We start from the raw sequence: 25,973 nt of genomic DNA on the forward strand, positions 1-25,973 counted from the left end.
GCGCGGGGATAGGAGTGAGATACCACAGGCGATCAGGTGAGCGGGAGGCATGCGCACATGGGCATGAGCGTGACCATCTCGGCGGCGACCGAGCGGGATACGGAGCAGATCTTCAGGCTGCAGTACCTGTGCTTCCAGAGCGAGGCGGCGCTCTACGGCAACTACCGCATCGACCCGCTCGTCCAGAGCCTCGAATCGGTCCGTCAGGAGGTCGCGGCCGACTGCGTCTTCGTCGCCCGGCTCGGCGACGAGGTGATCGGCTCGGTCCGCGGCACGGTCACCGGGGACGGCGCGGCCTCCATCGGCAAACTCTGCGTCCACCCGCGGCTGCAGGGACACGGCATCGGCGCCCGGCTGCTGCGCGCTGCCGAGGCCGCGCTCGCCGAGGAGCGCGGCGCCACCACGTTCCGGCTGTGCGCCGGCCACCGCAGCGAGGGCAACCTGCGGCTGTACCGGCGGGTCGGCTACCAGACGGTGGGCACCTCCGAGGGCGAGGACGGCGTCCCGATGATCGTCCTGGAGAAGCCGGCCGGGGCGTACGCGGCTACGGCGTGACGCCGGCCCGGGCGCGGCGCAGCCAGTACAGCGCCGTCAGGGGCAGCAGCACCGGGATGAAGACGTACCCCATGCCGTAGTCGGACCAGACCGTCGCGTCCGGGAAGGCCGACGGTTCGATCAGCGTCCAGGTCCCGACGACCAGAACACCCGCGAGTTCGGCGGCGCAGCACACCAGCGCCGCCCTGCGGGCCCTCTCGCCGCCGCGTACCAGCGAGTACGTGATGAACCCGTAGACGACGCCCGCCACCGCCGACAACGAGTAGGCGAGCGGCGCCCGGTCGAACTCGGTCGCGATCTGGTAGACGGACCGCGAGACGGCCCCGACGACCATCACGCCGTAGAACCAGACGAGCAGCATCCCGGGCCCGCCGATCAGCCGTTCCCGCGCCGGCTTGCCCTCCGTGGTGGTCATCTCACCTTCCCCAGATGTCATAGAGCCGCACCTCCAGGACGGCGAGGACGACGCCGCCCGCGGCGACCGTCACCGAGCCCCACCGGGTGCGCTCGGCCAGCGACATGAAGCCCGCCGCCGGGATGCACGCGAACGCGCCCAGCAGATAGGCCACGAAGATCGTCTTCCCCTGTTCCGGGTCCTCGCCCCGGGCCAGCTGCACGATCCCGACCGCCAACTGCACGACGGCCAGCAGCGACACCACGGCCATCCCGATGAAGTGCCAGTCCTTGGTGGGCTGATCACGCCGGGCCGCCCACCCGCACCAGGCGGCGAGGAACAGCGCGGCGACCCCGGTCACCAGCATCAGGGGATTGAGCATGCGGCGACCCTATTACGCTCCCGGCACCCGGCTGCGCCCGGGCCCGGCGCCGTAGGGTCGGGGCCATGACCCTCTCTGCGCAGGCCCTCCTGTTCGACAACGACGGCACCCTTGTCTCCTCGCTCGACTCCGTCCAGCGCTGCTGGACGCGGTGGGCGGGGGAGTACGGGCTGACGGCGGCGGAGTTCGGGCGGGTGGAGCTGCATGGGCGGACCGCCGCGGAGATCGTCGCCGATCTGCTGCCCGCCGACGCGGTGCCCGGGGCCGTCGCCCGGGTCGAGCAGCTGGAGGTGGCGGACGTGGCCGAGGGAGGCGTGCGACTGCTGCCCGGGACCCGCGACTTCCTCGACTCGGTGCCTGCGGACCGGTGGGCCGTGGTGACCTCCGCCACCCGGCGGCTCGCCGAGGCCCGGCTCGGCGCCGTCGGCATCCGGCCCAAGACGCTCATAGCCGCCGACGACGTCACGCGCGGCAAGCCCGACCCGGAGCCCTATCTGCTCGCCGCCCGGCAGCTGGGCGTCGACCCGGCCCGGTGCGTCGTCTTCGAGGACGCCCCGGCGGGGCTGCGGGCGGGCCGTGCCGCCGGCATGGCCACCGTGGCGTTGGCCACAACCCACCCCGCGCACGAGCTGGTCGCCGATCTGGTGGTGCAGGACCTCTCGGCCCTGTCCGCGCTGGTCACCGACGGGGGAGTGGAGATCTCCGTCCACCGCTGAACCCTGTCCGCCACTGTCCAGCATGCGGACGGTGGCGGACTGTCAGCACCGTACGTCTGGTTTACTGATCGCATGACCACGACGAGCAGCCGCGCCCTTGCGACCGAGGCGACCCTGACGCCCGGTGCTCGTTGTATGTGTCGAATGTGCGCCTGCTAGAGGGCCCCCGCACCGCCTGAGTCCCGCGCCCCGAAGCGAGACGCCGCGGCATGTCCGTGCGCCGCCGCGCGATGCGCGCGACCGACGCCGGCCCCGCGCCCCGTTCCTCCCGGTTCACCACGCCACCGCGAGAACCGTGCCGCGTCCCCGCAGAAACGCACCCTCCGGGCACACCCACGCCCGCCCCCGACAGTGACGGAAACCCACGTGATCACCACAACGGGCCTGACCAAGGTCTACCGCACCCGAGGCCGCGAGGTCACCGCCCTCGACGGCGTCGATCTCCACGTCCGCGAGGGCGAGGTGTACGGCGTCATCGGCCAGTCCGGCGCCGGCAAGTCCTCGCTCATCCGCTGCGTCAACCTGCTGGAGCGTCCGACCGCCGGGACGGTCACCGTCGCCGGCCAGGACCTCACCGCCCTGGCCGGGCGCGGCCCCCGCGCCGGCAAGGAACTGCGCCGGGCACGCAGCCGGATCGGCATGGTCTTCCAGCACTTCAACCTGCTGTCCTCACGGACGGTCAAGGACAATGTCGAGCTGCCGCTGGAGATCCTCGGCACATCGGGGAAAGAACGTTCCCGCAAGGCGCTCGAACTCCTCGACCTGGTCGGCCTCGCGGAGAAGGCCGGGGCCTACCCCGCCCAGCTCTCCGGCGGCCAGAAGCAGCGCGTCGGCATCGCCCGCGCGCTGGCCGGCGACCCCAAGGTGCTGCTCTCCGACGAGGCCACCAGCGCCCTCGACCCGGAGACCACGCGCTCGATCCTGCACCTGCTGCGCGACCTGAACCGGCAGCTCGGCCTCACGGTGCTGCTCATCACCCATGAGATGGACGTCGTCAAGTCGATCTGCGACTCGGCCGCCCTCATGGACCGGGGCCGCATCGTCGAGTCCGGCACGGTCAGCGAGATCCTCGCGACCCCGGGCTCCGAACTGGCCGCCGCGCTCTTCCCCGTGGGCGGCGAGGCATCCGGCAGCGACCGCACCGTGCTCGACGTCACCTTCCACGGTGAGGCCGCCACCCAGCCGGTCGTCTCCCAGCTGTCACGCACCTACAACATCGACATATCCATCCTCGGCGCCGCCATCGACACCGTCGGCGGCCTCCAGATCGGCCGCATGCGCATCGAACTGCCCGGCCGCTACGAGGACAACGTCGTGCCGATCGGCTTCCTGCGCGAACAGGGCCTGCAGATCGACGTCGTCGGCCGGCCCGCCGGTCCCGCCGAGGAGTCCGCGCTGGTGAAGGATGGTGCCAAGTGACCTGGTCCGATTGGTCCGAGATGCAGCCCCTGCTGTCCCAGGCGTGTTGGGACACGCTCTACATGGTCGGCTGGTCCACGCTCATCGCCGTCGTCGGCGGGCTCCCGCTCGGCGTCCTGCTCGTCCTCACCGACCGCGGCGGACTGCTCCAGAACGTCATCGCCAACAGGGTGATCGGGCAGATCGTCAACATCGCACGCTCGATGCCGTTCATCATCCTGATGGTCGCGCTGATGGGCTTCACCCGCTGGATCACCGGTACCACCATCGGCCGCGAGGCGGCCATCGTGCCGCTCGCCATCGGCGCGATCCCCTTCTTCGCCCGGCTCGTCGAGACGGCCGTCCGGGAAGTGGACGACGGACTGGTCGAGGCCGTGCAGTCGATGGGCGGCAACACCTGGACCATCGTGCGCAAGGTCCTCGTGCCCGAGTCCCTGCCCTCGCTGATCTCCAGCACCACCACCACGATCGTCGCCCTCATCGGCTATTCCGCGATGGCCGGCACGGTCGGCGCCGGCGGCCTCGGCGACATCGCCATCCGCTACGGCTACCAGCGCTTCGAGACCCAGCTGATGTGGATCACCGTCGGCGTCCTCGCCGTCGTCATCTCGGTCATCCAGTTCGCCGGCGACTACGCGGCCCGCGCCCTGCACCGCCGCGGCGGCCGGTCCGGGCCCGCGCCCCGGCTGCGGCTGCTCAAGACGTCCACGCCCACCGGCAAGGCCGGCTGACCGCACAGCACCCCCCGAACTCCCGCACCACCGACCGCGGGACCGCTCCACCCCGAAGGAAAGGCACTTTTCGTGCGTAACACCGCCAAGATCACCGCCGCCGTCCTCGCCGCCGGAGCCCTCACCCTCGGGCTCACCGCCTGCGGCTCCGACAAGGACAACTCCACGTCCGCCGCCGACACCGGCAAACCGCTGATCGTCGCCGCGAGCCCGACCCCGCACGCCGAGATCCTCAACTACGTCAAGGACAACCTGGCGAAGAAGGCCGGACTCGACCTGGAGGTCAAGGAGTTCCAGGACTACATCGTCCCGAACACCGCGACCGAGGACGGCTCGGTGGACGCCAACTACTTCCAGAACCAGCCCTACCTCGACGACTTCAACAAGAAGCGCGGCACCCACATCGTGCCCGTCGTCACGGTGCACCTGGAACCGCTCGGCCTCTACTCCCACAAGGTGAAGAGCGCCGACGCCCTGAAGAGCGGTGCGACCGTCGCCGTCCCGAACGACGCCGTCAACGAGGCCCGCGCCCTGAAGCTGCTCGCCGCCAACAAGCTCATCACCCTCAAGGACGGCACCGGCAGCGAGGCCACCCCGCGGGACATCGCCGACAACCCCAAGAACCTCAAGTTCAAGGAGGTCGAGGCGGCCCAGACCCCGCGCTCCCTGGACGACGTGGACGCCGCGGTCGTCAACGGCAACTACGCCATCTCCGCCGGCCTCAAGCCCGCCCAGGACGCCCTGGTCCTGGAGTCCGCGACGAACAGCCCCTACGGCAACTTCCTCGCCGTCAAGGAGGGCAACGAGAAGGACCCGCGCGTGGAGAAGCTCGCCAAGCTCCTCACCTCGCCCGAGGTCAAGAAGTTCATCGAGGACAAGTACCAGGGCTCCGTCATCCCGTCCTTCTGAGCCCGGACGGGACAGCGAACCGATGCGTACCCCCACCATCGCCGCGGCGGCCGCCGCCGCGGCCCTCGGCCTCGCCCTGACCGCCTGCGGCTCGGGCTCCGGCTCCGCCGCGGGCGGCGACGGCGACACCCTCGTCGTCGGCGCCACCGCCGTCCCGGCCGGCGAGGTCCTCACCTACATCCAGGATCACCTCGCCGCCGACGCCGGCCTCAAGCTGGAGATCAGGGAGTTCACGGACTACGTCCTGCCGAACACCGCGCTCCAGGAGGGCTCGCTCGACGCGAACCTCTACCAGAACCAGCCCTACCTCGACGACTTCAACGCCTCCAAGGGCACCGACCTGGTCCCGGTCGTGCAGGCCTATCTGCCGCCCATGGGCGTCTACTCGAAGAAGACCGACGACGTCACGAAGCTCGCCGACGGAGCCACCGTCGCCGTGCCCAACGACACCACCAACGAGGGCCGCGCCCTCAAGCTCCTCGCCGCGAAGGGCGTCATCACGCTCAAGGACGGCGCGGGCACCGACGCGTCCCCGCGGGACATCACGGCCAACCCGAAACACCTCCGGTTCAAGGAACTGGAGGCCGCCCAGCTGCCGCGCTCGCTCGACGACGTGGCCGCGGCCGTCATCAACAACAACTACGCCCAGGACGCGGGCCTCAGCCCCACCAGGGACGCCATCCTCCTGGAGTCGGCGCGGGACAACCCCTACGCCAACATCCTCGCCGTCAAGCGCGGCAACGAGGACGACCCCCGGGTGCGCAAGCTCGTGAAGCTCCTCGGCTCCGCCGACGTGAAGAAGTTCATCGAGGAGAAGTACCAGGGCTCGGTGCTGCCGGCCGGCTCCGGGTGAGGGTGCGTTTACGGCGTATCGCCCCGCACGGGGTCCGCACCCCGCACCGGGTGCGGACCCCGTGGTGCGGTTCGCCGCTCCCATGCTGCATGCTGGGCAGTTCAGCAGGCCCAGTGGGCTCGTCCCAAGGTTACGGAGCGGCGCATGACTAGCACCTTCCCCAACATCTCCATCAGCACGGAGCGGTTGGTGCTGCGGGCCCTCGACGAGGACGACGTACCCGCCCTTGCCGAGATGATGAACGACGAGCAGGTGGCGGCCTGGACCCTGGTCCCGCAGCCGTTCACCGAGGACGACGCCCGCACCTGGATCACCGGGTACGCGCCGGCCGAGCGTGCCGCCGGCCGCGGCCTCGGCCTCGCGGTCACCGAGTTCCTCACCCAGCGCCTGGTCGGCCTCGTCCAGCTGACCAAGACCAACTGGCGCATCCGCGCCACCGAACTGTCCTACATCATCGCTCCCTGGGCCCGCGGCGAGGGCTACGCCGCCGAGGCCGCGCTGGCCACCGCCCAATGGCTCTTCCGCGAGCAGAAGTTCGAGCGCATCGAACTGCGCACCGCAGCCGGCAACACCGCCTCCCAGCAGGTGGCGCAGAAGATCGGCTGCATCAGCGAGGGCGTGCTGCGCAACGCCTGCATAGCCCGGGTCCGCGCCGAGGACGGCACCTGGGCCGACCTGCGCACCGACTTCATCGTGTGGAGCCTGCTCCCGGAGGACCTGGAGGGCACGGGCGAGCGGCTCGCCGACACCGGCGGTTTCACCTCGTTCTCCGACTGGAACTGACCCCCACGGGACCCCGTACCCCGCCCCGCCGCGCGCCCGACGGCGCCACCGGGTACTCTCACGGAGCCCGTGCGCGGGCGCCCGCTCCCTGACGACCTGCGAAAACACTGGAGACTGACGACGATGGCCGACCGGGTCACGGTGATCGGCTGGGACGGTTCGCCGCTGACCGCGGCGGCGCGCTCCGCGCTGGGCGCCGCCACCCTCGTCGCGGGCGCGCCCCACCATCTGGCCCTGCCCGAGGTGCCCCCCACCGCCGAACGCGTCCGGCTCGGCAGCGTCGCCCTGGCCGCCCGGCGCATCGCCGCCCACCGCGGCAGCGCGGTCGTGCTCGCCGACGGTGACCCCGGCTTCTTCGGCGTCGTACGGACCCTGCGCGCACCGGAGTTCGGCCTTGAGATCGAGGTCGTCCCCGCCGTCTCCGCCGTGGCCGCGGCCTTCGCCCGCGCCGGCATGCCCTGGGACGACGCCCAAGTGGTCGTCGCACACCGGCGCACCCTGCGACGCGCGGTGAACGTGTGCCGCGCCCACACCAAGGTCGCCGTGTTCACCTCGCCCGGCGCCGGTCCCGCCGAACTCGGCCTGCTGCTGGACGGAGTGCACCGCACCTTCGTCATCTGCGAGGAGCTGGGCACCGAGCGCGAACGGGTCACCGTCGTCACCTCCGACAAGGCCGCCGACCACGCCTGGCGCGACCCCAACCTCGTGATCGTCATCGGCGGCCCGGCCGGCGCGGCGGAGAGCGGCGGCTGGATCGCAGGCCGCGACCCGGGCCAGGGCCCGCGCGGCTGGGTCCAGCCGGGCGCGGCGTACGGCGGCGGACTCGGCGAAGGCGAGACGGAGCTGCTCCGGGCCGCCCAACTGGCCCGGCTGGGACCGCGCGTCGGCGACCTGGTGTGGGACATCGGCTGCGGCAGCGGGGCGTTCGCCACCGAGGCCGCCCGCGCCGGCGCCGCCGTCATCGCCGTCGACCAGGACCCCGGTGCGTGCGCCCGCACCGAGCACGCCGCCCGTGCCTTCGGGGTCCAGCTCCAGATCGTGCACGGCACCGCCCCGTACATCCTGGAGAATCTGCCCGAACCGGACGTCGTCCGCGTCGGCGGCGGTGGCGCGGCCGTGGTCTCGGCGGTCGCCGACCGCCGCCCGCAGCGCATCGTCACGCACGCCGCGACCCGGGACACCGCCGAACTCGTGGGCCGCGACCTGACCGAACACGGATACCGGGTCGAGTGCGCCCTCATGCAGTCCGTCGAACTCGACACCAGGGCCTGGACGGAGACGGAGCGGAGCGTCGCGTTCCTGCTTACAGGGGAGCTACAGGGGCGCGAAACGTCTCGCTGAGCGCCCGCGTGTGCCCCCGGCGGATCGCGCCCCGTGATCCTGTTGTCGTACTGCGCGCGGTAGGCTGGCCGATCGTTGTACCTCACCAGGCGGCCCGGAGATTCGTTCGTCAATGTCCGGAAAACACGCCCGTTTTTGGGCGGGTGTGGTACGGCAGAACCGGGGGACGCGCATCGTGGCGCAGTCCACAGCGGGCTGTCGCGGATCATGCTGTCGCGGCGGTGGAACGGCCGGGACAATGCCACCGAATGGCTTTGTCGCCTTTTCCGGGCGGTCGTTCGTGCCGCTGGGGACGCACGCTCGTTCTTCACTGCGGGCGGTCGGTGCGCCGTTCCCGGTGAGCTGGTCGTAGGAGCACTAACCGATGGGCGAGGGGTACGCATGACGGACACCGGCCAGGTCCCGGGCGAGGGACTGCCGGAGAGCGCGGGCATGGTGGAGCAGCCGGGCGTCCCCGCACACGGCGCGTACCACTACCTCTCCGACGCTCCCGCCGAGGACGAGGACCTCCTGCTGCCGGGCGCCCAGGGCGCGTGGGGCAATGAAGTGCCCCCGCCCGCCCCGGAGCCGGTCGTCGAGGCCGTCCACGAACCGGGCCCGCACGAGACGGACGGCCGGGACACCGGCTCCGTCGACCTCGGCGGCGTCCGGCCGCCCGACGCCGTCCCCGTGTCCGCCGCGGCGTCCCCCATCCTCTCGGCCCCGCACGACCAGGCCGCCACCGCGGCCCCACGCCGGCCGCTGCACCTCGGCCCGCCGATCCCGGACGCCTCCGCCAGCCTGGTGCGCTCCCTGGCCGACCGCGGTCCCGCGGGCGCCCCGGTGCGGCACCCGGGGCCGCCGACGATCGGCCCCGAGTACCTGGACGTCCAGCCGTTGCGCGACCTGGCCCCGCAGAGCGCGGTGCCGTGGGGCGCGCCGCAGGCGCCGGTGGCCCAGGTGGGCGGCAGGCCCGCGACCGCCGTGCCCCGGCTCGCCCCGGGCACGGTCGTGGCGGCGGTCCCCGCCCCGGTGATCGCGGAGGTCCCTGCCCCGGTGGCGCAGGGACCGGTGACCGGGCAGCAGCCGCAGGGACCGGCGGACGCACAGGCCGGGCCCGGGCACGACGGAACGTACGTGGCCGACGGACCGGTCGCCGAGGCCGCCCAGGGCCCGGCGGTGCCGGGTGGTCCGGAGAGCGGATACGGCCCGGAGGGCGGCCCCGCGCCGGCCCCGGCGCCGGCCGCCGCTGTCCCCGGGCCGGACGGGACGCTCGGTGCGCAGGCCGTCCTCGCGGCACCGGACGCGCCGCTTCCCGAGGGGGCGGCGGCCCCGCAGGCCGGGCCCGAGGACGGCGCACCGGCCTTCTCTGCCGAGGAACCGCACATCCCGCAGACCGCGTTCGCGCCCGAGGGCGACCCGCACCCCGACCCGGCCCAGCCGGTCGCGCAACTCCCCGAGGCCGACGGGTCCCAAGGCGCCGTCCCGATGCCGCCCGTGGCAGGGCTGGTGCCGGCGGCGTTCACCGGCGACGGCATTCCGACGCCCGCGGCCGGCACCCCGCTGCCCGTCGCCCCGCAGCACCTGGAGGCGGAGCCCGTCGCACCGGCCGGGGAAGCGCACCCCGGGCAGGCCGCCGAGCAGACGCCGGCCGCCGGGATCGTCGTGGACCAGGTGGCCGACGGCTTCCAGCCGCACCCCGAGCAGGGCCCGCAGCAGCCGGCTGCCGCGGCCGGCCCGCACGACGCCGCCCCCGCCGGCCCCGAGCCGCTCGCACCGGAGGACCCGGCGGCGGACGACGGATCCGTTCCCGCCGCCCCGGCGCACGAGTCCGACGGCCTTGAGGCCGGGCCCGACGCCCAGGCCGCGCCCGGCGCCGAACCGGCGCCCGTGCCCGCCGAGGCCGGCCTGCCCGAGGAGACCCTCGCGGAGGCGCCGGGCGAGACCCCGGCCGAAGTAACCGCCGACGAGGCTCCCGGTGCCGACGCCTCCGGCGACGCCGCTCCCGGCGTGGACGCTCCCGCGGAAGGCGTTCCCGCGGAAAGCGTCGCGGCGGAAGGCGTTCCCGCAGAAGGCGTGCCCGCCGCCGCTCCCGGCGAGCAGACACCCCTCCCCGGCACCGTCCCGGCCGCCGGGGACACGGAACACACCCTGGGACAGTTCGTGCCGGTCGACGGCACGGTGCCGACGACCCCGCACCTCGCCCCCACCCCGCCGCAGCCCCTCGTCCTGCCCGCGCAGGACCAGAGGGAGCCACAGCCCGCCCACGCGGTCCCGCAGGGGCCCGTCGCCTCGGTCCCCGGACCCCGCGAGGCCGAGCCCGCGCCGGACGCCCCCGACGTCGTACAGCAGGCGGAGGACCTGGAGACCAGGGCCGCCGACCAGGAGGACGGCCCGGTCGCGGAGCCGCGCCGGCCCGTCGGCCCGGCCGCCCCCGGCTACGAGGACGCCGAGCGCGAGGCCGTCCTCAAGGTCATGCGCGAGCGCCGTGACATCCGCAACGGCTTCCGCAGCGACCCCATCCCGCACGAGGTGCTGCTGCGCGTCCTGGAGGCCGCCCACACCGCGCCCTCCGTCGGCCACTCGCAGCCCTGGGACTTCGTCGTCATCCGGTCCCCCGAGACCCGCCGCACCATGCACGAACTGGCCATGCGCCAGCGCGACGCCTACGCCAAGTCACTGCCCAAGGGCCGGGCGAAGCAGTTCAAGGAACTGAAGATCGAGGCGATCCTCGACACCCCGGTGAACATCGTCGTCACCGCCGACCCGACCCGCGGCGGCCGGCACACCCTCGGCCGGCACACCCAGCCGCAGATGGCGCCGTACTCCTCCGCGCTCGCCGTGGAGAACCTGTGGCTCGCCGCCCGGGCCGAGGGCCTCGGCGTCGGCTGGGTCAGCTTCTTCGACGAGCGGGAGATGGTCCGCGCCCTCGACCTGCCCGAGCACCTGGAGGTCGTCGCCTACCTGTGCGTCGGGTACGTCGACGAGTTCCCGGACGAGCCCGAACTGATGCAGTCCGGCTGGTCCAAGCGCCGCCCGCTGTCCTGGGTCGTGCACGAGGAGACCTACGGCCGCCGCGCGCTGCCCGGCGAGGACCCGCACGACCTGCTCGCCGAGACCGTCGCCGGCATCCGCCCGCTGGACGCCAAGGCGCTCGGCGAGGCCTGGGAACGGCAGAAGCGCATGACGAAACCCGCGGGCGCGCTCGGCATGCTGGAGATCATCTCGGCGCAGCTGTCCGGCCTGTCCCGGCAGTGCCCGCCGCCGATCCCTGAGCCCGCCGCCGTCGCGATCTTCGCCGGTGACCACGGTGTGCACGCCCAGGGCGTCACCCCCTGGCCGCAGGAGGTCACCGCGCAGATGGTGGCCAACTTCCTCGGCGGGGGAGCGGTCTGCAACGCGTTCGCGGGCCAGGTGGGCGCCGAGGTCTGTGTGGTCGACGTCGGCGTCGCCACCGACCTCCCGGCCACGCCCGGTCTGCTGCCGCGCAAGGTCCGGGCCGGCACATCGGACATGACCACCGGCCCGGCGCTGACCCGCGAGGAGGTCAAGCAGGCCATCGAGGTCGGCATCGAGACCGCCCGCGACCTGGTCGCGGCCGGCAACAAGGCGCTGCTGACGGGGGAGATGGGGATCGCCAACACCACGGCATCCGCCGCCCTGATCTCCGTCTTCACCGGCGCCGACCCGGCCGAGGTGACCGGCCGCGGCACGGGCATCAACGACGAGACCCTGGCCCGCAAGACCGAGGTCGTCCGCCGCGCCCTGGAACTCCACCAGCCGGACCCGGCCGACCCGATCGGCGTCCTCGCCGCGGTCGGCGGCCTGGAGCACGCCGCCATGGTCGGCCTGCTCCTCGGTGGCGCCTCGCTGCGTACGCCGGTGATCCTGGACGGTGTCAGCGCGGGCGCCGCCGCCCTGGTGGCCCGCGCCATCGCGCCCGAGGTCCTCGCGGCCTGCATCGCGGGCCACCGCAGCGCCGAGCCCGGCCATGTGGCCGCCCTGAACAAGCTGGGCCTGCGCCCCCTGGTCGACCTCGACCTGCGGCTCGGCGAGGGCACGGGGGCGCTGCTCGCCCTGCCGCTGGTGCAGAGCACGGCTCGGGCGATGCACGAGGTGGCGACCTTCGATTCGGCGGGAGTGACCGAGAAGTAGATCCGGCGGCCGCACCCGGGAAGCAGGCACCGCCGACCGCGGTGGTCCGGCGTTCAGCTGCCGGACCACCCGCGCGGGCTGCCCCGTCCGCGTCCTAAAATCCGCACGTCAGGGCCGCTCCGGAGCTGTAGCGCGCCCACCGCACCGCCCGCACGAGGAGCCGCCCCTCATGGCCGAACACCCCGCCTATCCCGTAGGCCTCCGTCTCAGTGGCCGTCGAGTGGTCGTGCTCGGCGGCGGCCAGGTCGCCCAGCGCCGTCTGCCGGCGCTCGTCGCGGCGGGTGCGGACGTCCTCCTCGTGTCTCCCGGGGCGACCCCCTCGGTCGAGGCCATGGCGGACGCCGGGGAGATCACCTGGGTGCGGCGCCCGTACGAGGACGGCGACCTCGCGGACGCCTGGTACGCGCTCATCGCCACCAGCGACCCGGTGGCCAACGCCGTCGCCTCCGCCGAGGCGGAACGGCACCGCGTCTGGTGCGTCCGCGCCGACGACGCGGACGCCGCCACCGCCTGGACCCCGGCCACCGGCCACAGCGCGGGCGTCACGGTCGCCGTCCTCACCACCGACGCCCGCGGGCGCGACCCCCGGCACACCGCCGCCATCCGCGACGCGGTCGTCGAGGGGCTGCGCGACGGCACACTGGTCGCCCCGCACCACCGCACCCGCACCCCGGGCGTCGCCCTGGTCGGCGGCGGACCCGGCGACCCCGACCTGATCACCGTGCGCGGGCGCCGGCTGCTCGCCGAGGCGGACGTGGTCATCGCCGACCGCCTCGGCCCGCGCGACCTGCTCGCCGAACTCCCGCCGCACGTCGAGGTGATCGACGCGGCGAAGATCCCCTACGGCCGCGCCATGGCGCAGGAGGCCATCAACGACGCCCTCGTCCAGCACGCCCGGCAGGGCAAGTCGGTGGTCCGCCTCAAGGGCGGCGACCCGTTCGTCTTCGGCCGCGGCATGGAGGAGGTCCAGGCGCTCGCCGAGGCCGGCATCCCCTGCACGGTCGTCCCGGGCATCTCCAGCTCGATCGCGGTGCCCGGCGCGGCCGGCATCCCGGTCACCCACCGGGGCGTCGCCCATGAGTTCACCGTGGTCAGCGGCCATGTCGCCCCGGACGACGAACGCTCCCTGGTCGACTGGCCCGCGCTGGCGCGGCTCACCGGCACGCTCGTGGTCCTCATGGGCGTCGACAAGATCGGGCAGATCGCCGAGACGCTCGTCGCCCACGGGAGGTCTCCGGACACCCCGGTCGCCCTGGTCCAGGAGGGCACGACGGCGGCCCAGCGCCGGGTCGACGCGACCCTCGCCACGGTCGCCGGGACCGTCCGCGCCGCGGACGTGAAGCCGCCGGCGGTCATCGTCATCGGCGAGGTCGTCGCCGTCGGCCGGCCCGCCGCCGGATGAGCCCGGACACCGGGCGGAACCGCCTCCCGAGTAACCGCGGGTAACAGAACCCTTCCCGAGCCGTTGGCACCGCACCCAGGACAAGGCAGTATCACTCTGTGGCCGATCTCATCACCGTCGAGGACCCCGACGACCCCCGCCTGAGCGATTACACGGGCCTGACCGACGTCGAACTGCGGCGCAAGCGCGAACCGGCCGAGGGCCTGTTCATCGCCGAGGGCGAGAAGGTCATCAGACGGGCCAAGGAAGCGGGCTACGAGATGCGCTCCATGCTGCTCTCGGCCAAGTGGATCGACGTCATGCGCGACGTGATCGACGAACTGCCCGCCCCGGTCTACGCGGTCAGCCCGGAACTCGCCGAACAGGTCACCGGCTACCACGTGCACCGTGGCGCCCTCGCCTCCATGCAGCGCAAGCCCCTGCCCACGGCGGCCGAACTCCTGCGTGGCGCCCGCCGGGTGGTGGTCATGGAGTCCGTCAACGACCACACCAACATCGGGGCGATCTTCCGTTCGGCCGCCGCCCTCGGCATGGACGCGGTCCTGCTCTCCCCGGACTGCGCCGACCCGCTCTACCGCCGCAGCGTCAAGGTCTCCATGGGCGCGGTGTTCTCCGTGCCCTACGCCCGCCTGGACACCTGGCCCAAGGGCCTGGAGTCGGTCCGCGAGGCGGGCTTCACGCTGCTCGCGCTGACCCCCGACGAGAAGGCCGAGTCGCTCGACGAGGCCGCCCCGCACCGGATGGAGCGGGTCGCCCTGATGCTCGGCGCCGAGGGCGACGGACTGTCCACCCAGGCCCTGGTCGCCGCCGACGCATGGGTCCGCATCCCCATGTCCCACGGCGTCGACTCCCTCAACGTGGGAGCGGCGGCAGCGGTCGCCTTCTACGCGGTCGCGACGGGCCGCTGAGCGCTCCGCGGGTTGGGCGGTGTCGGCCGTCCGTCAGCTGCGGCGGCGTGGTGGCTGGTCGCGCAGTTCCTCGCGCCCCTTTGGGGGCGCTGCCGGGCCTAGGGCACTTTCGGGTTGTGGTGTCGGGATGTTCCGGGGGTCGCGGGTTGTCGGTCGGCTGCGGCAGTGTCGTGGCTGGTCGCGCCGTTCCCCGCGCCCCTTTGGGGCGCTGCCGGGCCTAGGACACTCCCGGGCCGTGGTGTCCGGATGTCCCGGTGTCCGGGGGCAGGTTCCGTTCCTGTGCGCCGGTGACGTTGCCGCCGCCGCCCAGGCCGTGCGCGGGCCCCTGACACCCCTGGGCCAGCGCGATGCCGAGCGCGACCAGCAGGGTCACCACGACGAACACGAACAGCCGTTGCCGCAGCAGCCGCGGATTGGCGGGCCGTCTGCCGGTGCCCGTGGTGCGCGGCCCCGGCCGCCCGGCCCCGCTGCGCGGCGCGGGCCTGCTCCCGCTGCCGGTACGGGTCGTGCTCCGCGACGCCGGAGTCGGCCGCGCGGCGCCGCCGCCACGTGTGCCGTTGGGACCGCGTGTGCCGTTGGTTCCACGCGTGTTGCCGCCCCCGCGCGCCGGAGTCCCGCCACGCGATACCGGGGTACCGCCCTGCGAGGGCTGCGGACGGCGCTGGGTGCGCTGCGGCTCCGGATAGGTGTCCGTGAGCCGCCCGGTGGGCCGGTCCGCCTCGGCGGCACGCGGCGCGGGCGGCCCCACGCCGGACAGGCCCTGCGTCTCGCGGGCCGCGATCTCCTTGAGCCGCAGCGACAGTTGGAGCGTGCTCGGCCGCTCCTCGGGGTCCTTCGCAAGACAGGCCCGCACGAGCGGGGCGAGCGCGTCCGGCACACCGTGCAGTTGCGGCTCCTCGTGCACCACGCGGTACAGCATCACTTCCGAACTGCCGTGCCCGAACGGCGAGTCACCGGTCGACGCGTACGCCAGCGTGGCCCCCAGCGAGAACACGTCCGTGGCCGGCGTGACGGCGGCGCCGCGCACCTGCTCGGGCGCGAGGAAACCGGGTGAGCCGACCGCCGTTCCGACGTGCGTGAGCGTGGACGCGCCGGTCGCCCAGGCGATGCCGAAGTCGATGATCCGCGGACCCTTCGGGGACAGCAGGATGTTGGACGGCTTCAGGTCCCGGTGCACCACACCGGCCTCGTGCACGGCGACCAGGCCCTCGGACAGCGCCGCCCCGACGGCCGCCGCCTCGGCGGTGGCGAGCGGCCCCTCCTCGGCGACCTTGTCGTGCAGCGAGGGGCCCGGTACGTACTGGGTGGCGAACCACGGCCGGTCGGCGTCCAGATCCGCCGCGACGAGCCGCGCCGTGCAGCCGCCCCGGATCCGCCGTGCCGCGGAGACCTCGCGCGCGAACCGCGAACGGAACTCCTGGTCCTCCGCCAGATCCGGCCGGATCACCTTGAGCGCGACCCGCTGTCCCTTCTTGTCGGAGCCGAGATAGACAACGCCCATCCCGCCCGCGCCGAGCCGTCTGTGAAGCCTGAACGAGCCGACGACGCGCGGGTCCTCGCGCCTCAGGCGCATCATCGCCATGTTCATCCCCGCTGCCCGGTCCGTGTGACGTGGCACAGCTTACGTTTCCCCGGCCGCCCGCGCGCAGAGGCCGCGCCCTCTCGGCCCGATGGATTGTCAGTGCCCGGTGGGAGACTTGAAGAGTGGTCAGGGACCGTGCGAGCGCACTGCCCTTGACCGGCCTGTGACTCCAACCGATCGTCACAGAAGGGGGATTGGACCCGTGAAGGGTGACCGCGTGGAGATAGTCGTGGACGCCGGGGACACGACGCGAACCTACGAGGTGGTGGCGAGCCGGGCGGGCCGCCGGGTGGAGACGGCGGTGCGCCGAGGGGTGGTGGAAGTGAGCGAAGTCACCCGAAACGGCACGGTCGTGCGCACTGCCCGTTTCATGGCGAACCGGGTCCTCGCCCTGGTCGAGCAGCCGGTGCCCCGCGAGGACAACTCGGGAAAGCGCGATCACTCCGGGCGCCCCCTCCGGGAAGACCCCGAGACGTAGGACCACGTCTCCACCCAGGGGAGTACGCATCAGGTGACGGCTCATCCTCCCGCAGGTCCGCGAATCGATACGACGGCATGACGTCCTGGGGGCGTCGCCCACCTAGATTTGAGGTCAAGCGGCGGGTGCAGCACTCGTCCCCCGAGGTCAGACGCCCGCCGCTGCCAACGAACAACCGAGACGGTCAGGAGAGGGACCATGGCCCACACGGCACCGCGGACGCTGTTCCGCACACAGGGACGCGCCGCGTCCCGCGCCCGTCGTCAGGGCCGTCGCCACCCCTTGGTGGCGACGCTCATGGCCCTTCCCCTGGCGGCCCTTCTCCTCGTGGTCTTCGACGGCTGGGAGACGGTGGCCACACAGGCGTCGTCCGTGGGTGTGATGCTGGGGCGCTGAGCGGCGACCCCAGGCCCGGAAGAGCGGTCCGGGCGGGGACATCCATCCATGAAACCCCGTGGGGACGGGGGTGCGGCGGACGGCACAAATGCCGGCGCAGCTGGGGAGCTGCGCCGGCATTGCTTTTGCCCGCACGACCTGGCGCCGTCACGGCGACCCCGCGTAGGCCCCGACCGGCACCACAGCGACGGCCCGTCCGCGGACGAGCCCTTCCCGCAAGGGATCCTCAGTGCCTCGCCGCCGCGATCCGGAACCCGCGTAGGCTCGCCGCAGCAGCCGCCGGCCCCTCAAGGAACCTTCGTGACCGCACCCGTCCTGCCGCAGCTGGCCGCGAAGGCCAGGGGCGCCGCCCACCGAGGCGGGGCGCCGTGTGTCTGCGGAGCGGCCGTCACCCTCGCCGACCGTCCCGACGCCACCGTCGTACGACACGCGGACGTCGTCGCGAAGGCCCACGCCCCCGACACCGACCGTGCCGCGCTGGACCTCCGTGTCGCCACCGCCGCCCGCCTGCCGGATGTCTTCGTACCACCGCTCGGCACGGCACCGGCCACGCTCGGCGACCGCCTCGTGACGCTGTGGCCGTACGGCGCCCCGGTGGACCCGCACACCCCCGACGCGGCGCCGTGGGAGGCGGCCGGCACCCTCCTCGCCCGCCTCCACCGGACCCCCGTGACCGGCGCCGTCACGGCGGTCCTGCGCGCGGCCCCCGCGCCACCCCCGATGCGCGGCCCGGTCAAGGCCGCCCGCGCGATCAGCCGCCTCCGCGCCGCCCTCGGCACCGGCGGCACCCCCGCCGCGCCCCCGGTCCTGCGGGCCTGGGCGGCCCTCCCCGCCTGGGCGCGCGCCGCGGCCCCCATGCCCGGCCCCGCCGCCCTCTGCCACGGCGACGTACACCTCGGCCAGCTGGTGCGGCACCCCGCCCCGGACGGCCCGTGGCGGCTCATCGACGTCGACGACCTGGGCGTGGGAGTCCCGGCCTGGGACCTGGCGCGCCCCGCCGCCTGGTACGCCTGCGGGCTCCTCCCGCCCGACGCGTGGACCCGCTTCCTGACCGCCTACCGCGCCGCCGGCGGCCCGGCCGTCCCCGCCCACGGCGACCCCTGGCCCGCCCTGGACGTCCCGGCCCGCGCCCTCACCGCACAGACCGCCGCCCTGGCCGTCGCCAAGGCGCTGACGGCGGACCGCCCGCTGGACGAGGTGGAGGCGGCCCTCGTCGACGCCTGTGCCCGAATGGACTGCGCACCCGCCGAGTTGACGCACGGCTTCCCGACGTAGGCTGCAACCGGCCGGGGCTGGGCGGAGTCTGTCCTGGTGAACCGCGAAGCAGCACCGACCGGCGAGGAGTTGAGCCGACCATGCAGTGTCCGAAATGCCATGCGCCGATGCACACCTACAACCGCAACGGCGTCCAGATCGAGCAGTGCAGCGGCTGCCGCGGCATCTTCCTCGACTACGGCGAGCTGGAGGCGCTGACCCGTCTGGAGTCCCAGTGGTCCCAGCCGGCCCCGCCGCCCCCGCCCGCCCCGCAGGCGTACCCGGCCCCGTCCGCGCCCGCCTGGGGTGCCCCGCACGGCGGTCACGGCCACTACGGCCACCACCGTCACAAGAGCTTCGGCCGTATGCTGTTCTCCAGCTGAGCCCACCGAGAAGCCCCCGGCCGTACGAGACGGCCGGGGGCTTCGGTGTGTGGACGATACTGGGATTGAACCAGTGACCTCTTCCGTGTCAGGGAAGCGCTCTCCCGCTGAGCTAATCGTCCTCGGGACGTGACCGTGAAGTCACGGACTGTACGTGCGCGATACTGGGATTGAACCAGTGACCTCTTCCGTGTCAGGGAAGCGCTCTCCCGCTGAGCTAATCGCGCGGGGATCCTCGCGGATCCAGTGGACGATACTGGGATTGAACCAGTGACCTCTTCCGTGTCAGGGAAGCGCTCTCCCGCTGAGCTAATCGTCCTTGGAGGTGGAGACGGGATTTGAACCCGTGTAGACGGCTTTGCAGGCCGTTGCCTCGCCTCTCGGCCACTCCACCAGGAGTGTAGGGGATCGGGTCGACCCCCCGTTCCTTCGAGCGGACGACGAGGCTCGAACTCGCGACCTCAACCTTGGCAAGGTTGCGCTCTACCAACTGAGCTACGTCCGCTTGTCGTTTCGGTCGGCGTCAGCGTCCCGGCGACGAGGTGAACTCTAGCGGATTCCGGAGCCAGTACAAAAACGCGTTTGCGCAGCGTGCTGCGCTGCGCTCACCGAACGGCATGGTCAGGGCACCCGCGGGACATGCCCGGGTCACCCTCGGGGCACCCGCCCTAGACTCGACCGCGTGCCCCACCTGCCACCTCTCGCCCGCTTCGGTGACCGCGTCGCCACCGGTCTCCGCGACGTCACCGACGACCCCGCGGCCCTGGACTCCACGGGCTTCTGGGCGGTCTGCGCGGACTTCGAGGGCCGGCTGACCTGCGCCCGCTTCGCGGACGTCCGGGCGGAGCCGGTACCGGCCCCGGTGCCGGGGCGGTGGCGGGGACCGGCACCGGGGGAGTGGACGTCGTCCCTGGGTCACGCCGCGTACACGGCGGGCGTGCGCCGGATCCGCGAGCACATCGCGGCCGGCGAGGTCTACCAGGCCAACCTCTGCCGGGTGCTGTCCGCGCCCGTCGCCCCCGACAGCGACGTCGACGCCCTGACCGCACTGCTCGCCCGCGGCAATCCCGCGCCGTACGCCGGAACGATTCGGCTGCCCGGCCACGGCGTGGAGCTCGCCACCGCATCGCCGGAGCTCTTCCTGCGCCGCGCCGGCGCGCTCGTCGAGTCCGGCCCGATCAAGGGCACCGGACGCACCGAGGCGGACCTCCTGGAGAAGGACTACGCCGAGAACGTGATGATCGTGGACCTGGTCCGCAACGACATCGGCCGGGTCTGCGCCACCGGCAGCGTGACCGTGCCCGATCTGTGCGCCGTGGAGAAGCACCCCGGTCTCGTCCATCTGGTGTCCACGGTCCGCGGTGAGCTGCGCGCCGGTGCCGGCTGGCCGCAGCTGCTGACCGCCGCGTTCCCGCCCGGCTCGGTGACCGGCGCGCCCAAGTCGAGCGCGCTGCGGATCATCGAGGCGCTGGAGACGGCACCCCGGGGGCCGTACTGCGGCGGCATCGGCTGGGTCGACGCGGACCGGGGCACCGGCGAGCTGGCCGTGGGCATCCGCACCTTCTGGCTCGACCGGTCCCGCACATCCGGGGCGACGCTGCGCTTCGGCACCGGAGCCGGCATCACCTGGGGCTCCGACCCGGAGGCGGAGTGGCGGGAGACCGAGCTGAAGGCGTCCCGGCTGCTCGCGATAGCGTCGGGTACGTACAACGCGAGCGGGGAGGAATCCTGACGTGAAGATCTGGCTCGACGGCGGCCTGCGGGACATCGAGTCCGCCCGGGTCTCCGCCCTGGACCACGGACTGACCGTGGGCGACGGTGTCTTCGAAACGGTGAAGACGGTGCACGGCAGGCCGTTCGCGCTCACCCGGCACCTCGACCGGCTGACCCGCTCCGCGCGCGGCCTCGGCCTGCCCGAGCCCGACCTGGACGAGGTGCGCCGCGCCTGCGCCGCCGTCCTGGCGGCCGACCCGGTGCCGCTGGGCCGGCTGCGCATCACCTACACCGGTGGCGAGGGCCCGCTCGGCTCCGACCGCGGGGACCGGGGCCCGACCCTCATGGTCGCGCTGGGCGCCACCACCCGGCGCCCCGACTCCACTGCCGTCGTCACCGTGCCCTGGACCCGCAACGAGCGCGGCGCCCTCACCGGCCTGAAGACCACCTCGTACGCGGAGAACGTCGTCGCCCTGGCCCGCGCCGTCCGACAGGGCGCCTCCGAGGCGCTGTTCGCCAACACGGTCGGACAGCTCTGCGAGGGCACGGGCTCGAACGTCTTCGTCGTCCTCGACGGCGAGCTGCACACCCCGCCGCCGGCCTCCGGCTGCCTGCCCGGCATCACCCGCGCGCTGACCGCCGAGTGGACCGGCGCGAAGGAGACGGACCTGCCGCTGGACGTGCTGGAGCGCGCCGACGAGGTCTTCCTGACCTCCACCCTGCGCGACGTCCAGGCCGTGCACCGGGTCGACGGCCGTGACCTGCCCGGCGCGCCGGGCCCGGTGACCGCAAAGGCCATGCGGATCTTCGACGAGCGGTCCGGGGCCGATCTCGACCCGTAGCGGCGGCGCACATGGGGCTGACGGCGGGGCGCCGCAGGGGGTAGAAATCCCATGATGACCACGACCCTGCGGCCGACCGGGCCGCTCCAGCACGCCGCGGACGGGGCACTGTCCCGGCACTTCCAGGTGTGTGTGAACGGCCGCCCCGTCGGCGGGGTGCGCCTTGCCACGGACGACCTGTTCGGACCCTCCGTGGCCCGGATCGACGAGCTGAGCATCGACGAGCCGGACCGCGGCCGTGGCCGCGGCACGGTGGCCGCCCTCGCCGCCGAGGAGGTCGCGCGCGGCTGGGGCTGCGAGCGCGTCGAGATCACGGTGCCCGCGGCGGCCGGTGCCGCGGTGCGGCTGGCCGCGGCGCTCGGCTACGTCCAGCGCAACCGCCGGATGCGCAAGCGGCTCGGCGACATGCCGCCCGAGCTGCCCGCGGGCAGCCGGGGCAGGCCCATGACCGAGGCCGAGTTCGGGCCCTGGGTCGAAAAGTCGGTCAAGGACTATGCGCGGAGCTGGATCGACCACGGTGTGCCCGCGGCCGCGGCGCGGGCCAGGTCGGAGCGGGACCACGCGCGGGCCCTGCCGGACGGCCCGGCCACCGCGGACACCCTGCTCAGCGTCCTGGAGCACGAGGGCACCAGGGTCGGCACCCTGTGGCTGTCGGTCGCCGGTGACCGGGCGTTCGTCTACGACGTGGAGGCCGAGGAGCGCTTCCGCGGGCGCGGCCACGGACGCGCCCTGATGCTGCTGGCCGAGGCCCAGACGGTGGCCGCGGGACAGCGGGCGCTCGCCCTCAACGTCTTCGCGGGCAACACACCGGCCGAGCGGCTGTACGCGTCGCTGGGGTACCGGCCGGTGGAGTACTCGCTGTACAAGAACCTGCTCTGAGGCACGCCAATCGCGCGGGTCAGGTGTCCGCTCAGGTCTGCGACAGCAGCCGGTCGGCGATCTCCTCGATCCGCTCGCGCAGCCCCTCCTGGCTCTTGCCGCCGTCGAGGCGCTCGTCGCCGATGACGTACGTCGGGGTGCCGGTCACCCCGATCGCCGTGCCCTCGGCCTGGTCGGCGTCGACGACGAGGATGTGCCGTCCGTCGATCAGCGCGGTGTCGAACTCCTCGGCGTCCAGACCGAGTTCACGGGCCACCCGGACCAGGAGCGGCTCACCCTCGCGGTCCAGTTCCGCGACGCGGCCCAGGACCGCCTCGACATACGCCCAGCCCCGTCCCTGGGCGAAGGCCTCCTCGGCGGCCTGCGCGGCGGCGAAGGCGTGCGGGTGCTTGTCCAGCGGGAAGTGCCTCAGCCGCAGCTCCAGCCGGTCGCCGTAGCGGGCGCGCAGCGCGCGGATGTCGTCCAGGGCGGTGCGGCAGTCCGGGCACTGGAGTTCGCACCAGACGTCGAGCACGGGCGCGGGGGCGTCGCTGGGCGCGGGAGAGGAGTCGTTCATGGACGCCAGTCTTCCAGGCACGGCCCCCATGGCCGAATCGGTGCCGTACGCGGCCGACCGGCACCTGCGGAGGAGCCGACCCGGAGATGTCCCTGATCTCGGGCCGGGCCATGGCATCGAGGGGAGGGGCAGTGCAGGATGGAAGGGACGAAGCGTACCCGCGCTTCGGCCGCCCGAGCCCGCCAGGAGGACCGGATGATTGCCGAGACCGTCTGTTCCGCCGTGTCCGCGGCCGGCCTGGGCATCGCGGTGGTCACCGCCTACCGCAAGCGCTACCTCGCCGCCGTCCGTATCGCGGCCTATTCGCTCGTCCCCGTGGGCCTGGTGATGACGGGTGTCGTCGGCTGGCTGGCCGACACGGCGTTCAGTCCCACGGCGTGGGCGGGCTTCGGGGTGCTGGGCGCCGCCTGGGCCCTGTTCGCGTCCTCGCGTGCGGTCGAACGCCGCCGCGGCGGCACCCGCGCCCAGCGGAAGGCCGCCCGTGGAGCACGGCCCGACGCGGTGGCACCCGCCGCCTCGGCGCCCTCGCTGGGTCCGGCCACCCGCCCCGCGGCCCCGCCGGCGACCGCGCCCCGCGCCACCGACTCCGCGGACGACTTCAGCGACATCGAGGCCATCCTCAAGAAGCACGGCATATGAACTACGGCATATGAGCATCGGCATATGACACCGGCACCCGCACATCGGCGCCGGGGCTGAAACGACACAGTCCGCCGGGACCGCGCCCGGAAGTGATCATGAGCCGGGCGGAACCGAACCGGACATCACGGAATTCGGCGAACTCCCGCATAATCCGGGCGTGTTGATCGCGAAGGGCCCCTCACCTGGGCCATCATCGCCCCGAGATGCTGGACACGACACAGAGCGAGGCCGCGCCGCCGAAGGACGAGCCGCGCGGGTGCCTCTTCGCCCTTTCCCAGCCACCGCTGATGATCTTCCTGGCGGTGATCGGGTGTCTGCTCCTCATGGCAGCGCTGCACGATCTGCTGTTGCTGTGAGTCGTACACGCCAGTCCCGGCGCCACCCGCCGGGGCGGGCGTCGGCATCGGGAGCCCGGCCCCGCAGAACCGGCCGGGCGGTCAGCCCGTCGCCTCCTTGCGCCGGGCCCGGTACGCGGCCACATGCAGCCGGTTTCCACAGGTGCGGCTGTCGCAGTAGCGGCGCGAGCGGTTGCGGGACAGATCGACGAAGGCGCGCCGGCAGTCGGGCGCCTCGCAGCGCCGCAGCCGCTCCTGCTCCCCGGCGACCACGAAGAACGCCAGCGCCATCCCGCAGTCGGCGGCGAGATGGTCCGCCACGGAGGCGCCTGGCGCGAAGTAGTGCACATGCCAGTCATAGCCGTCGTGGTCCGTGAGCCGCGGGGTGGTCCCCGCCGCCGCGACCAGCTCGTTGATCATCCCGGCGGAGGCCCGGGCGTCCGGAGCCGCGAAGATCCCCGCGAACCGGCCACGGACCTTGCGCACGGCCGACAGATCGAACTCGGAGAGCACCCCGACATCGCTCATTTCGTGTTTTCGCACGAAATCCTCGAGCGTCGCGACATCCGGCAGCCCGTCCGGCGCCGCGTCGTCCTCCGGCACGGTGTTCACCAGATCCACCACGGTGTCGAGCGCGCACCGGGTGTCGTGGGTGATCAGCACGTTTCGCTCCCTGGCGTGAGGGTCGGGCGGGTGCCCGCCGATGCTGGCCGATGGTAGTTGGCCGTTGGCCGAAAGAACGGCTTCCTGTGCATCGCGGTTCCCGCCGCCCGGGCCCGTCGCCGGGGGTCGGGGGCCGGCCCGACGGGCCCGGGCACACCGAAGCCGCCGCCGCGACGGCTCGCGGCGGCGGCTTCGGGCCACGCCGTATGCGGTTGTCTTGGCCCGAGCCGTCTCCCCGAGTGGACGGCGCCGGGCTGCTTCGGGGGCGGCCTAGCTCTCCGCCAGGATGTGCGAGAGCTCCTGATCCAGGTCGAAGTGCCGGTGTTCCGTGCCCGGCGGCACGGCGGCGTCGGTTCGCTTCAGGAAGGACTCCAGAGCCCGCGCCGGGGCCTCCAGCAGTGCTTCCCCCTCCGGGGAGCTGAGGGCGATGCATACGACGCCCTGGCCGTGACTGCGGGAGGGCCAGACGCGGACGTCGCCGGTGCCGGTGGGCCGGTGCAGGCCCTCGGCGAGGAGGTCGCGGGCGAACACCCACTCGACGGTCTCCTCGGCTCCGGTGTGGAAGGTGGCGTGCACGGCGTAGGGGTCGGCCGTGTCGTACCGCAGGCCTGCGGGGACAGGCAGGGAGGACTCGCTCGACACAACGAGGCGCAGGTGCAGCTCGCAGCTGACCGTGGTGTTCATAAGCGCCAGGGCCTTTCGCTCAGTGTGCGCTCGGGGATTCGCACGTCGGCGAAATCGACATGCCACCTACGGTGCCGTTGTAAACCCCTCTGAGTGTTTTGCGTGGCTTTAGGTACCTCTTCCGGCCGAGAACCCGTGCGAGGAGTGCCACCATTCCGGTGACTGGTTTCACTCGGGTAGGGTTTGGTCGTATGAATACGGGGAGTGACGGTTCGGGCGAGGTCACCACGGTCTCCGGCCCGGCCGAGGCGGAGCCGGAGACGGGGGGCGCGCAGGAGGAGCGGGGCCTCGGGTCGCGTGCGCCCGGGTTCATCAAGGCCCGCCGCGTCCTGCACATGAGCTGGCAGGTCGGCGTCTTCGTCATCGGCCTCGCGGTCGTGGTCGCCGGCATCATCATGCTGCCGCTGCCCGGGCCCGGCTGGGTGGTGATCTTCGGCGGCATGGCGATCTGGGCGACCGAGTTCGTCTGGGCCCAGCTCGTGCTCCGCTGGACGAAGCGGAAGGTGACCGAGGCGGCCCAGCGGGCACTGGATCCCGCGGTGCGCCGCCGCAACCTCACGTTGACGGTGATCGGCCTGGTGATCGTGGCGGTGCTGCTCGCGATCTACCTCTGGAAGTTCGGCGTCGTGATGCCCTGGAAGATCAAGGACCAGTGATCCGGCGAGCGGGCTCCGCCCCCGGTCCCGGCGTCGCCCCGCCGTGGTCGGGGGCATTCCCTGACATGGGGTAATGTTCTTCCTGCGCCCGGGCGATTAGCTCAGTGGGAGAGCGCTTCGTTCACACCGAAGAGGTCACTGGTTCGAACCCAGTATCGCCCACCGGGATCGGCGGCCCGTCTGCGACTAGCGGACGGGCCGCCGTCGTTTTCGCGTACATCCGTTCCCTCGCACGCCTGTGGAACGCGCGCGTGCCTGCTTCGCGTACGGGCGGGCCTCCTGAGGATGCCGCCCGGCTCCGGATCGCCGGGGCCGGGAGATATTCCTGCCCGAATCATTGACGCACCCCCGGGCCCTCCGTACCTTGTGCCAGCAAGCGCTTG

At 73.1% G+C, this 25,973-nt stretch carries 27 protein-coding genes and 6 tRNA genes; 22 read left to right on the forward strand and 11 right to left on the reverse strand.

Annotated features, from left to right (window positions below):
* Positions 1–57: 57 nt before the first annotated feature.
* Positions 58–555: a GNAT family N-acetyltransferase gene (locus tag CTZ28_RS06820; RefSeq protein WP_121888322.1), complete on the forward strand. Its 498-nt coding sequence runs from the start codon at positions 58–60 to the stop codon at positions 553–555.
* On the opposite strand, the gene CTZ28_RS06825 is transcribed toward CTZ28_RS06820, so the two are convergent.
* Together CTZ28_RS06825 and CTZ28_RS06830 are read right to left on the reverse strand one after the other, a co-directional pair.
* Positions 545–970 carry a hypothetical protein gene (locus CTZ28_RS06825; RefSeq protein WP_121888323.1) on the reverse strand — a complete coding sequence of 142 codons (426 nt, stop codon included), beginning with the start codon at positions 968–970 and terminating at the stop codon, positions 545–547. The genes CTZ28_RS06820 and CTZ28_RS06825 overlap by 11 nt on opposite strands.
* 1 nt (position 971) lies before the next feature.
* On the reverse strand, positions 972–1,331 hold the full coding sequence (locus tag CTZ28_RS06830; protein WP_121888324.1) for a hypothetical protein: 360 nt from the start codon (positions 1,329–1,331) through the stop codon (positions 972–974).
* A gap of 65 nt (positions 1,332–1,396) precedes the next feature.
* On the opposite strand from CTZ28_RS06830, the gene CTZ28_RS06835 reads away from it, so the two are divergent.
* From CTZ28_RS06835 to CTZ28_RS06880, 10 genes are all read left to right on the forward strand, one after another.
* A complete protein-coding gene (locus CTZ28_RS06835) occupies positions 1,397–2,047 on the forward strand; it encodes an HAD family hydrolase (protein ID WP_121888325.1) in 651 nt (216 codons plus the stop codon).
* Between the two features lie 366 nt (positions 2,048–2,413).
* Positions 2,414–3,466, forward strand: a complete 1,053-nt coding sequence (locus tag CTZ28_RS06840) for a methionine ABC transporter ATP-binding protein (protein ID WP_121888326.1) — start codon at positions 2,414–2,416, stop codon at positions 3,464–3,466.
* A gap of 20 nt (positions 3,467–3,486) precedes the next feature.
* Positions 3,487–4,197: a methionine ABC transporter permease gene (locus tag CTZ28_RS06845; protein WP_121888514.1), complete on the forward strand. Its 711-nt coding sequence runs from the start codon at positions 3,487–3,489 to the stop codon at positions 4,195–4,197.
* A 72-nt stretch (positions 4,198–4,269) separates the two neighbouring features.
* The gene (locus CTZ28_RS06850) at positions 4,270–5,106 is read left to right on the forward strand and encodes a MetQ/NlpA family ABC transporter substrate-binding protein (protein ID WP_121888327.1); all 837 of its coding nucleotides are present in this window, start codon (positions 4,270–4,272) and stop codon (positions 5,104–5,106) included.
* A gap of 22 nt (positions 5,107–5,128) precedes the next feature.
* Positions 5,129–5,959 carry a MetQ/NlpA family ABC transporter substrate-binding protein gene (locus CTZ28_RS06855; RefSeq protein ID WP_121888328.1) on the forward strand — a complete coding sequence of 277 codons (831 nt, stop codon included), beginning with the start codon at positions 5,129–5,131 and terminating at the stop codon, positions 5,957–5,959.
* 144 nt (positions 5,960–6,103) lie between these two features.
* Complete coding sequence (locus CTZ28_RS06860) at positions 6,104–6,742, forward strand: GNAT family N-acetyltransferase (RefSeq protein WP_121888329.1); 639 nt, start codon at positions 6,104–6,106, stop codon at positions 6,740–6,742.
* A 123-nt stretch (positions 6,743–6,865) separates the two neighbouring features.
* Positions 6,866–8,083 (forward strand): precorrin-6y C5,15-methyltransferase (decarboxylating) subunit CbiE, encoded by a 1,218-nt coding sequence (gene cbiE, locus CTZ28_RS06865; RefSeq protein ID WP_121888330.1) that lies wholly within the window; start codon positions 6,866–6,868, stop codon positions 8,081–8,083.
* 381 nt (positions 8,084–8,464) lie between these two features.
* The gene (cobT, locus tag CTZ28_RS06870; protein ID WP_121888331.1) at positions 8,465–12,217 is read left to right on the forward strand and encodes a nicotinate-nucleotide--dimethylbenzimidazole phosphoribosyltransferase; all 3,753 of its coding nucleotides are present in this window, start codon (positions 8,465–8,467) and stop codon (positions 12,215–12,217) included.
* Positions 12,218–12,386: 169 nt separating this feature from the next.
* Complete coding sequence (gene cobA / locus CTZ28_RS06875) at positions 12,387–13,619, forward strand: uroporphyrinogen-III C-methyltransferase (protein ID WP_121888332.1); 1,233 nt, start codon at positions 12,387–12,389, stop codon at positions 13,617–13,619.
* Between the two features lie 98 nt (positions 13,620–13,717).
* Complete coding sequence (locus tag CTZ28_RS06880) at positions 13,718–14,527, forward strand: TrmH family RNA methyltransferase (protein ID WP_121888333.1); 810 nt, start codon at positions 13,718–13,720, stop codon at positions 14,525–14,527.
* Between the two features lie 217 nt (positions 14,528–14,744).
* On the opposite strand, the gene CTZ28_RS06885 is transcribed toward CTZ28_RS06880, so the two are convergent.
* Complete coding sequence (locus CTZ28_RS06885; RefSeq protein WP_121888334.1) at positions 14,745–16,115, reverse strand: serine/threonine-protein kinase; 1,371 nt, start codon at positions 16,113–16,115, stop codon at positions 14,745–14,747.
* A gap of 196 nt (positions 16,116–16,311) precedes the next feature.
* Here CTZ28_RS06885 and CTZ28_RS06890 point away from each other — a divergent pair, with 196 nt between their 5' ends.
* The 4 genes from CTZ28_RS06890 to CTZ28_RS06905 all read left to right on the forward strand — a co-directional run bounded on the left by CTZ28_RS06890 (position 16,312) and on the right by CTZ28_RS06905 (position 18,620).
* On the forward strand, positions 16,312–16,587 hold the full coding sequence (locus CTZ28_RS06890) for a hypothetical protein (RefSeq protein WP_121888335.1): 276 nt from the start codon (positions 16,312–16,314) through the stop codon (positions 16,585–16,587).
* 198 nt (positions 16,588–16,785) lie between these two features.
* Positions 16,786–16,983, forward strand: a complete 198-nt coding sequence (locus CTZ28_RS06895; RefSeq protein WP_121888336.1) for a hypothetical protein — start codon at positions 16,786–16,788, stop codon at positions 16,981–16,983.
* Positions 16,984–17,283: 300 nt separating this feature from the next.
* On the forward strand, positions 17,284–18,258 hold the full coding sequence (locus CTZ28_RS06900) for a phosphotransferase family protein (RefSeq protein WP_121888337.1): 975 nt from the start codon (positions 17,284–17,286) through the stop codon (positions 18,256–18,258).
* 80 nt (positions 18,259–18,338) lie between these two features.
* Complete coding sequence (locus tag CTZ28_RS06905) at positions 18,339–18,620, forward strand: TFIIB-type zinc ribbon-containing protein (RefSeq protein ID WP_121888338.1); 282 nt, start codon at positions 18,339–18,341, stop codon at positions 18,618–18,620.
* Positions 18,621–18,670: 50 nt separating this feature from the next.
* On the opposite strand, the gene CTZ28_RS06910 is transcribed toward CTZ28_RS06905, so the two are convergent.
* The 5 genes from CTZ28_RS06910 to CTZ28_RS06930 form a co-directional block, all read right to left on the reverse strand.
* Positions 18,671–18,742, reverse strand: a tRNA-Val gene (locus tag CTZ28_RS06910).
* Between the two features lie 33 nt (positions 18,743–18,775).
* Positions 18,776–18,847: transfer RNA gene (locus tag CTZ28_RS06915), tRNA-Val, on the reverse strand.
* A 20-nt stretch (positions 18,848–18,867) separates the two neighbouring features.
* Positions 18,868–18,939, reverse strand: a tRNA-Val gene (locus CTZ28_RS06920).
* A 1-nt stretch (position 18,940) separates the two neighbouring features.
* Positions 18,941–19,014: transfer RNA gene (locus tag CTZ28_RS06925), tRNA-Cys, on the reverse strand.
* 38 nt (positions 19,015–19,052) lie between these two features.
* Positions 19,053–19,125 (reverse strand) — tRNA-Gly (locus tag CTZ28_RS06930).
* 177 nt (positions 19,126–19,302) lie between these two features.
* Between CTZ28_RS06930 and CTZ28_RS06935 the strand changes: the two genes are divergently transcribed.
* From CTZ28_RS06935 to CTZ28_RS06945, 3 genes are read left to right on the forward strand one after another with little or no spacing between them, the layout of a single operon-like run.
* The gene (locus tag CTZ28_RS06935) at positions 19,303–20,352 is read left to right on the forward strand and encodes a chorismate-binding protein (protein WP_121888339.1); all 1,050 of its coding nucleotides are present in this window, start codon (positions 19,303–19,305) and stop codon (positions 20,350–20,352) included.
* A 1-nt stretch (position 20,353) separates the two neighbouring features.
* Positions 20,354–21,175 (forward strand): aminotransferase class IV, encoded by an 822-nt coding sequence (locus CTZ28_RS06940; RefSeq protein WP_121888340.1) that lies wholly within the window; start codon positions 20,354–20,356, stop codon positions 21,173–21,175.
* Positions 21,176–21,226: 51 nt separating this feature from the next.
* A complete protein-coding gene (locus tag CTZ28_RS06945; protein WP_121888341.1) occupies positions 21,227–22,054 on the forward strand; it encodes a GNAT family N-acetyltransferase in 828 nt (275 codons plus the stop codon).
* Between the two features lie 31 nt (positions 22,055–22,085).
* Here the strand turns inward: CTZ28_RS06945 and CTZ28_RS06950 are convergent, their stop codons facing one another.
* The gene (locus tag CTZ28_RS06950) at positions 22,086–22,610 is read right to left on the reverse strand and encodes a DsbA family protein (RefSeq protein ID WP_121888342.1); all 525 of its coding nucleotides are present in this window, start codon (positions 22,608–22,610) and stop codon (positions 22,086–22,088) included.
* A gap of 195 nt (positions 22,611–22,805) precedes the next feature.
* On the opposite strand from CTZ28_RS06950, the gene CTZ28_RS06955 reads away from it, so the two are divergent.
* Both CTZ28_RS06955 and CTZ28_RS46855 read left to right on the forward strand, forming a co-directional pair.
* Positions 22,806–23,249 carry a hypothetical protein gene (locus CTZ28_RS06955; protein ID WP_121888343.1) on the forward strand — a complete coding sequence of 148 codons (444 nt, stop codon included), beginning with the start codon at positions 22,806–22,808 and terminating at the stop codon, positions 23,247–23,249.
* Positions 23,250–23,455: 206 nt separating this feature from the next.
* Positions 23,456–23,608 (forward strand): hypothetical protein, encoded by a 153-nt coding sequence (locus CTZ28_RS46855; RefSeq protein ID WP_167345734.1) that lies wholly within the window; start codon positions 23,456–23,458, stop codon positions 23,606–23,608.
* An 81-nt stretch (positions 23,609–23,689) separates the two neighbouring features.
* Here CTZ28_RS46855 and CTZ28_RS06960 read toward each other — a convergent pair whose 3' ends face one another.
* Both CTZ28_RS06960 and CTZ28_RS06965 read right to left on the reverse strand, forming a co-directional pair.
* Positions 23,690–24,250 carry a CGNR zinc finger domain-containing protein gene (locus CTZ28_RS06960; protein WP_121888344.1) on the reverse strand — a complete coding sequence of 187 codons (561 nt, stop codon included), beginning with the start codon at positions 24,248–24,250 and terminating at the stop codon, positions 23,690–23,692.
* Positions 24,251–24,520: 270 nt separating this feature from the next.
* Entirely contained in the window at positions 24,521–24,934 is a 414-nt protein-coding gene (locus CTZ28_RS06965) for an SsgA family sporulation/cell division regulator (RefSeq protein WP_004002642.1), read from the reverse strand.
* Positions 24,935–25,125: 191 nt separating this feature from the next.
* On the opposite strand from CTZ28_RS06965, the gene CTZ28_RS06970 reads away from it, so the two are divergent.
* Both CTZ28_RS06970 and CTZ28_RS06975 read left to right on the forward strand, forming a co-directional pair.
* Positions 25,126–25,590, forward strand: a complete 465-nt coding sequence (locus CTZ28_RS06970; protein ID WP_121888345.1) for a TIGR02611 family protein — start codon at positions 25,126–25,128, stop codon at positions 25,588–25,590.
* Between the two features lie 90 nt (positions 25,591–25,680).
* Positions 25,681–25,752, forward strand: a tRNA-Val gene (locus CTZ28_RS06975).
* Positions 25,753–25,973 lie beyond the last annotated feature (221 nt).

Source organism: Streptomyces shenzhenensis (genome assembly GCF_003688995.1).
GTDB lineage: Bacteria > Actinomycetota > Actinomycetes > Streptomycetales > Streptomycetaceae > Streptomyces > Streptomyces shenzhenensis_A.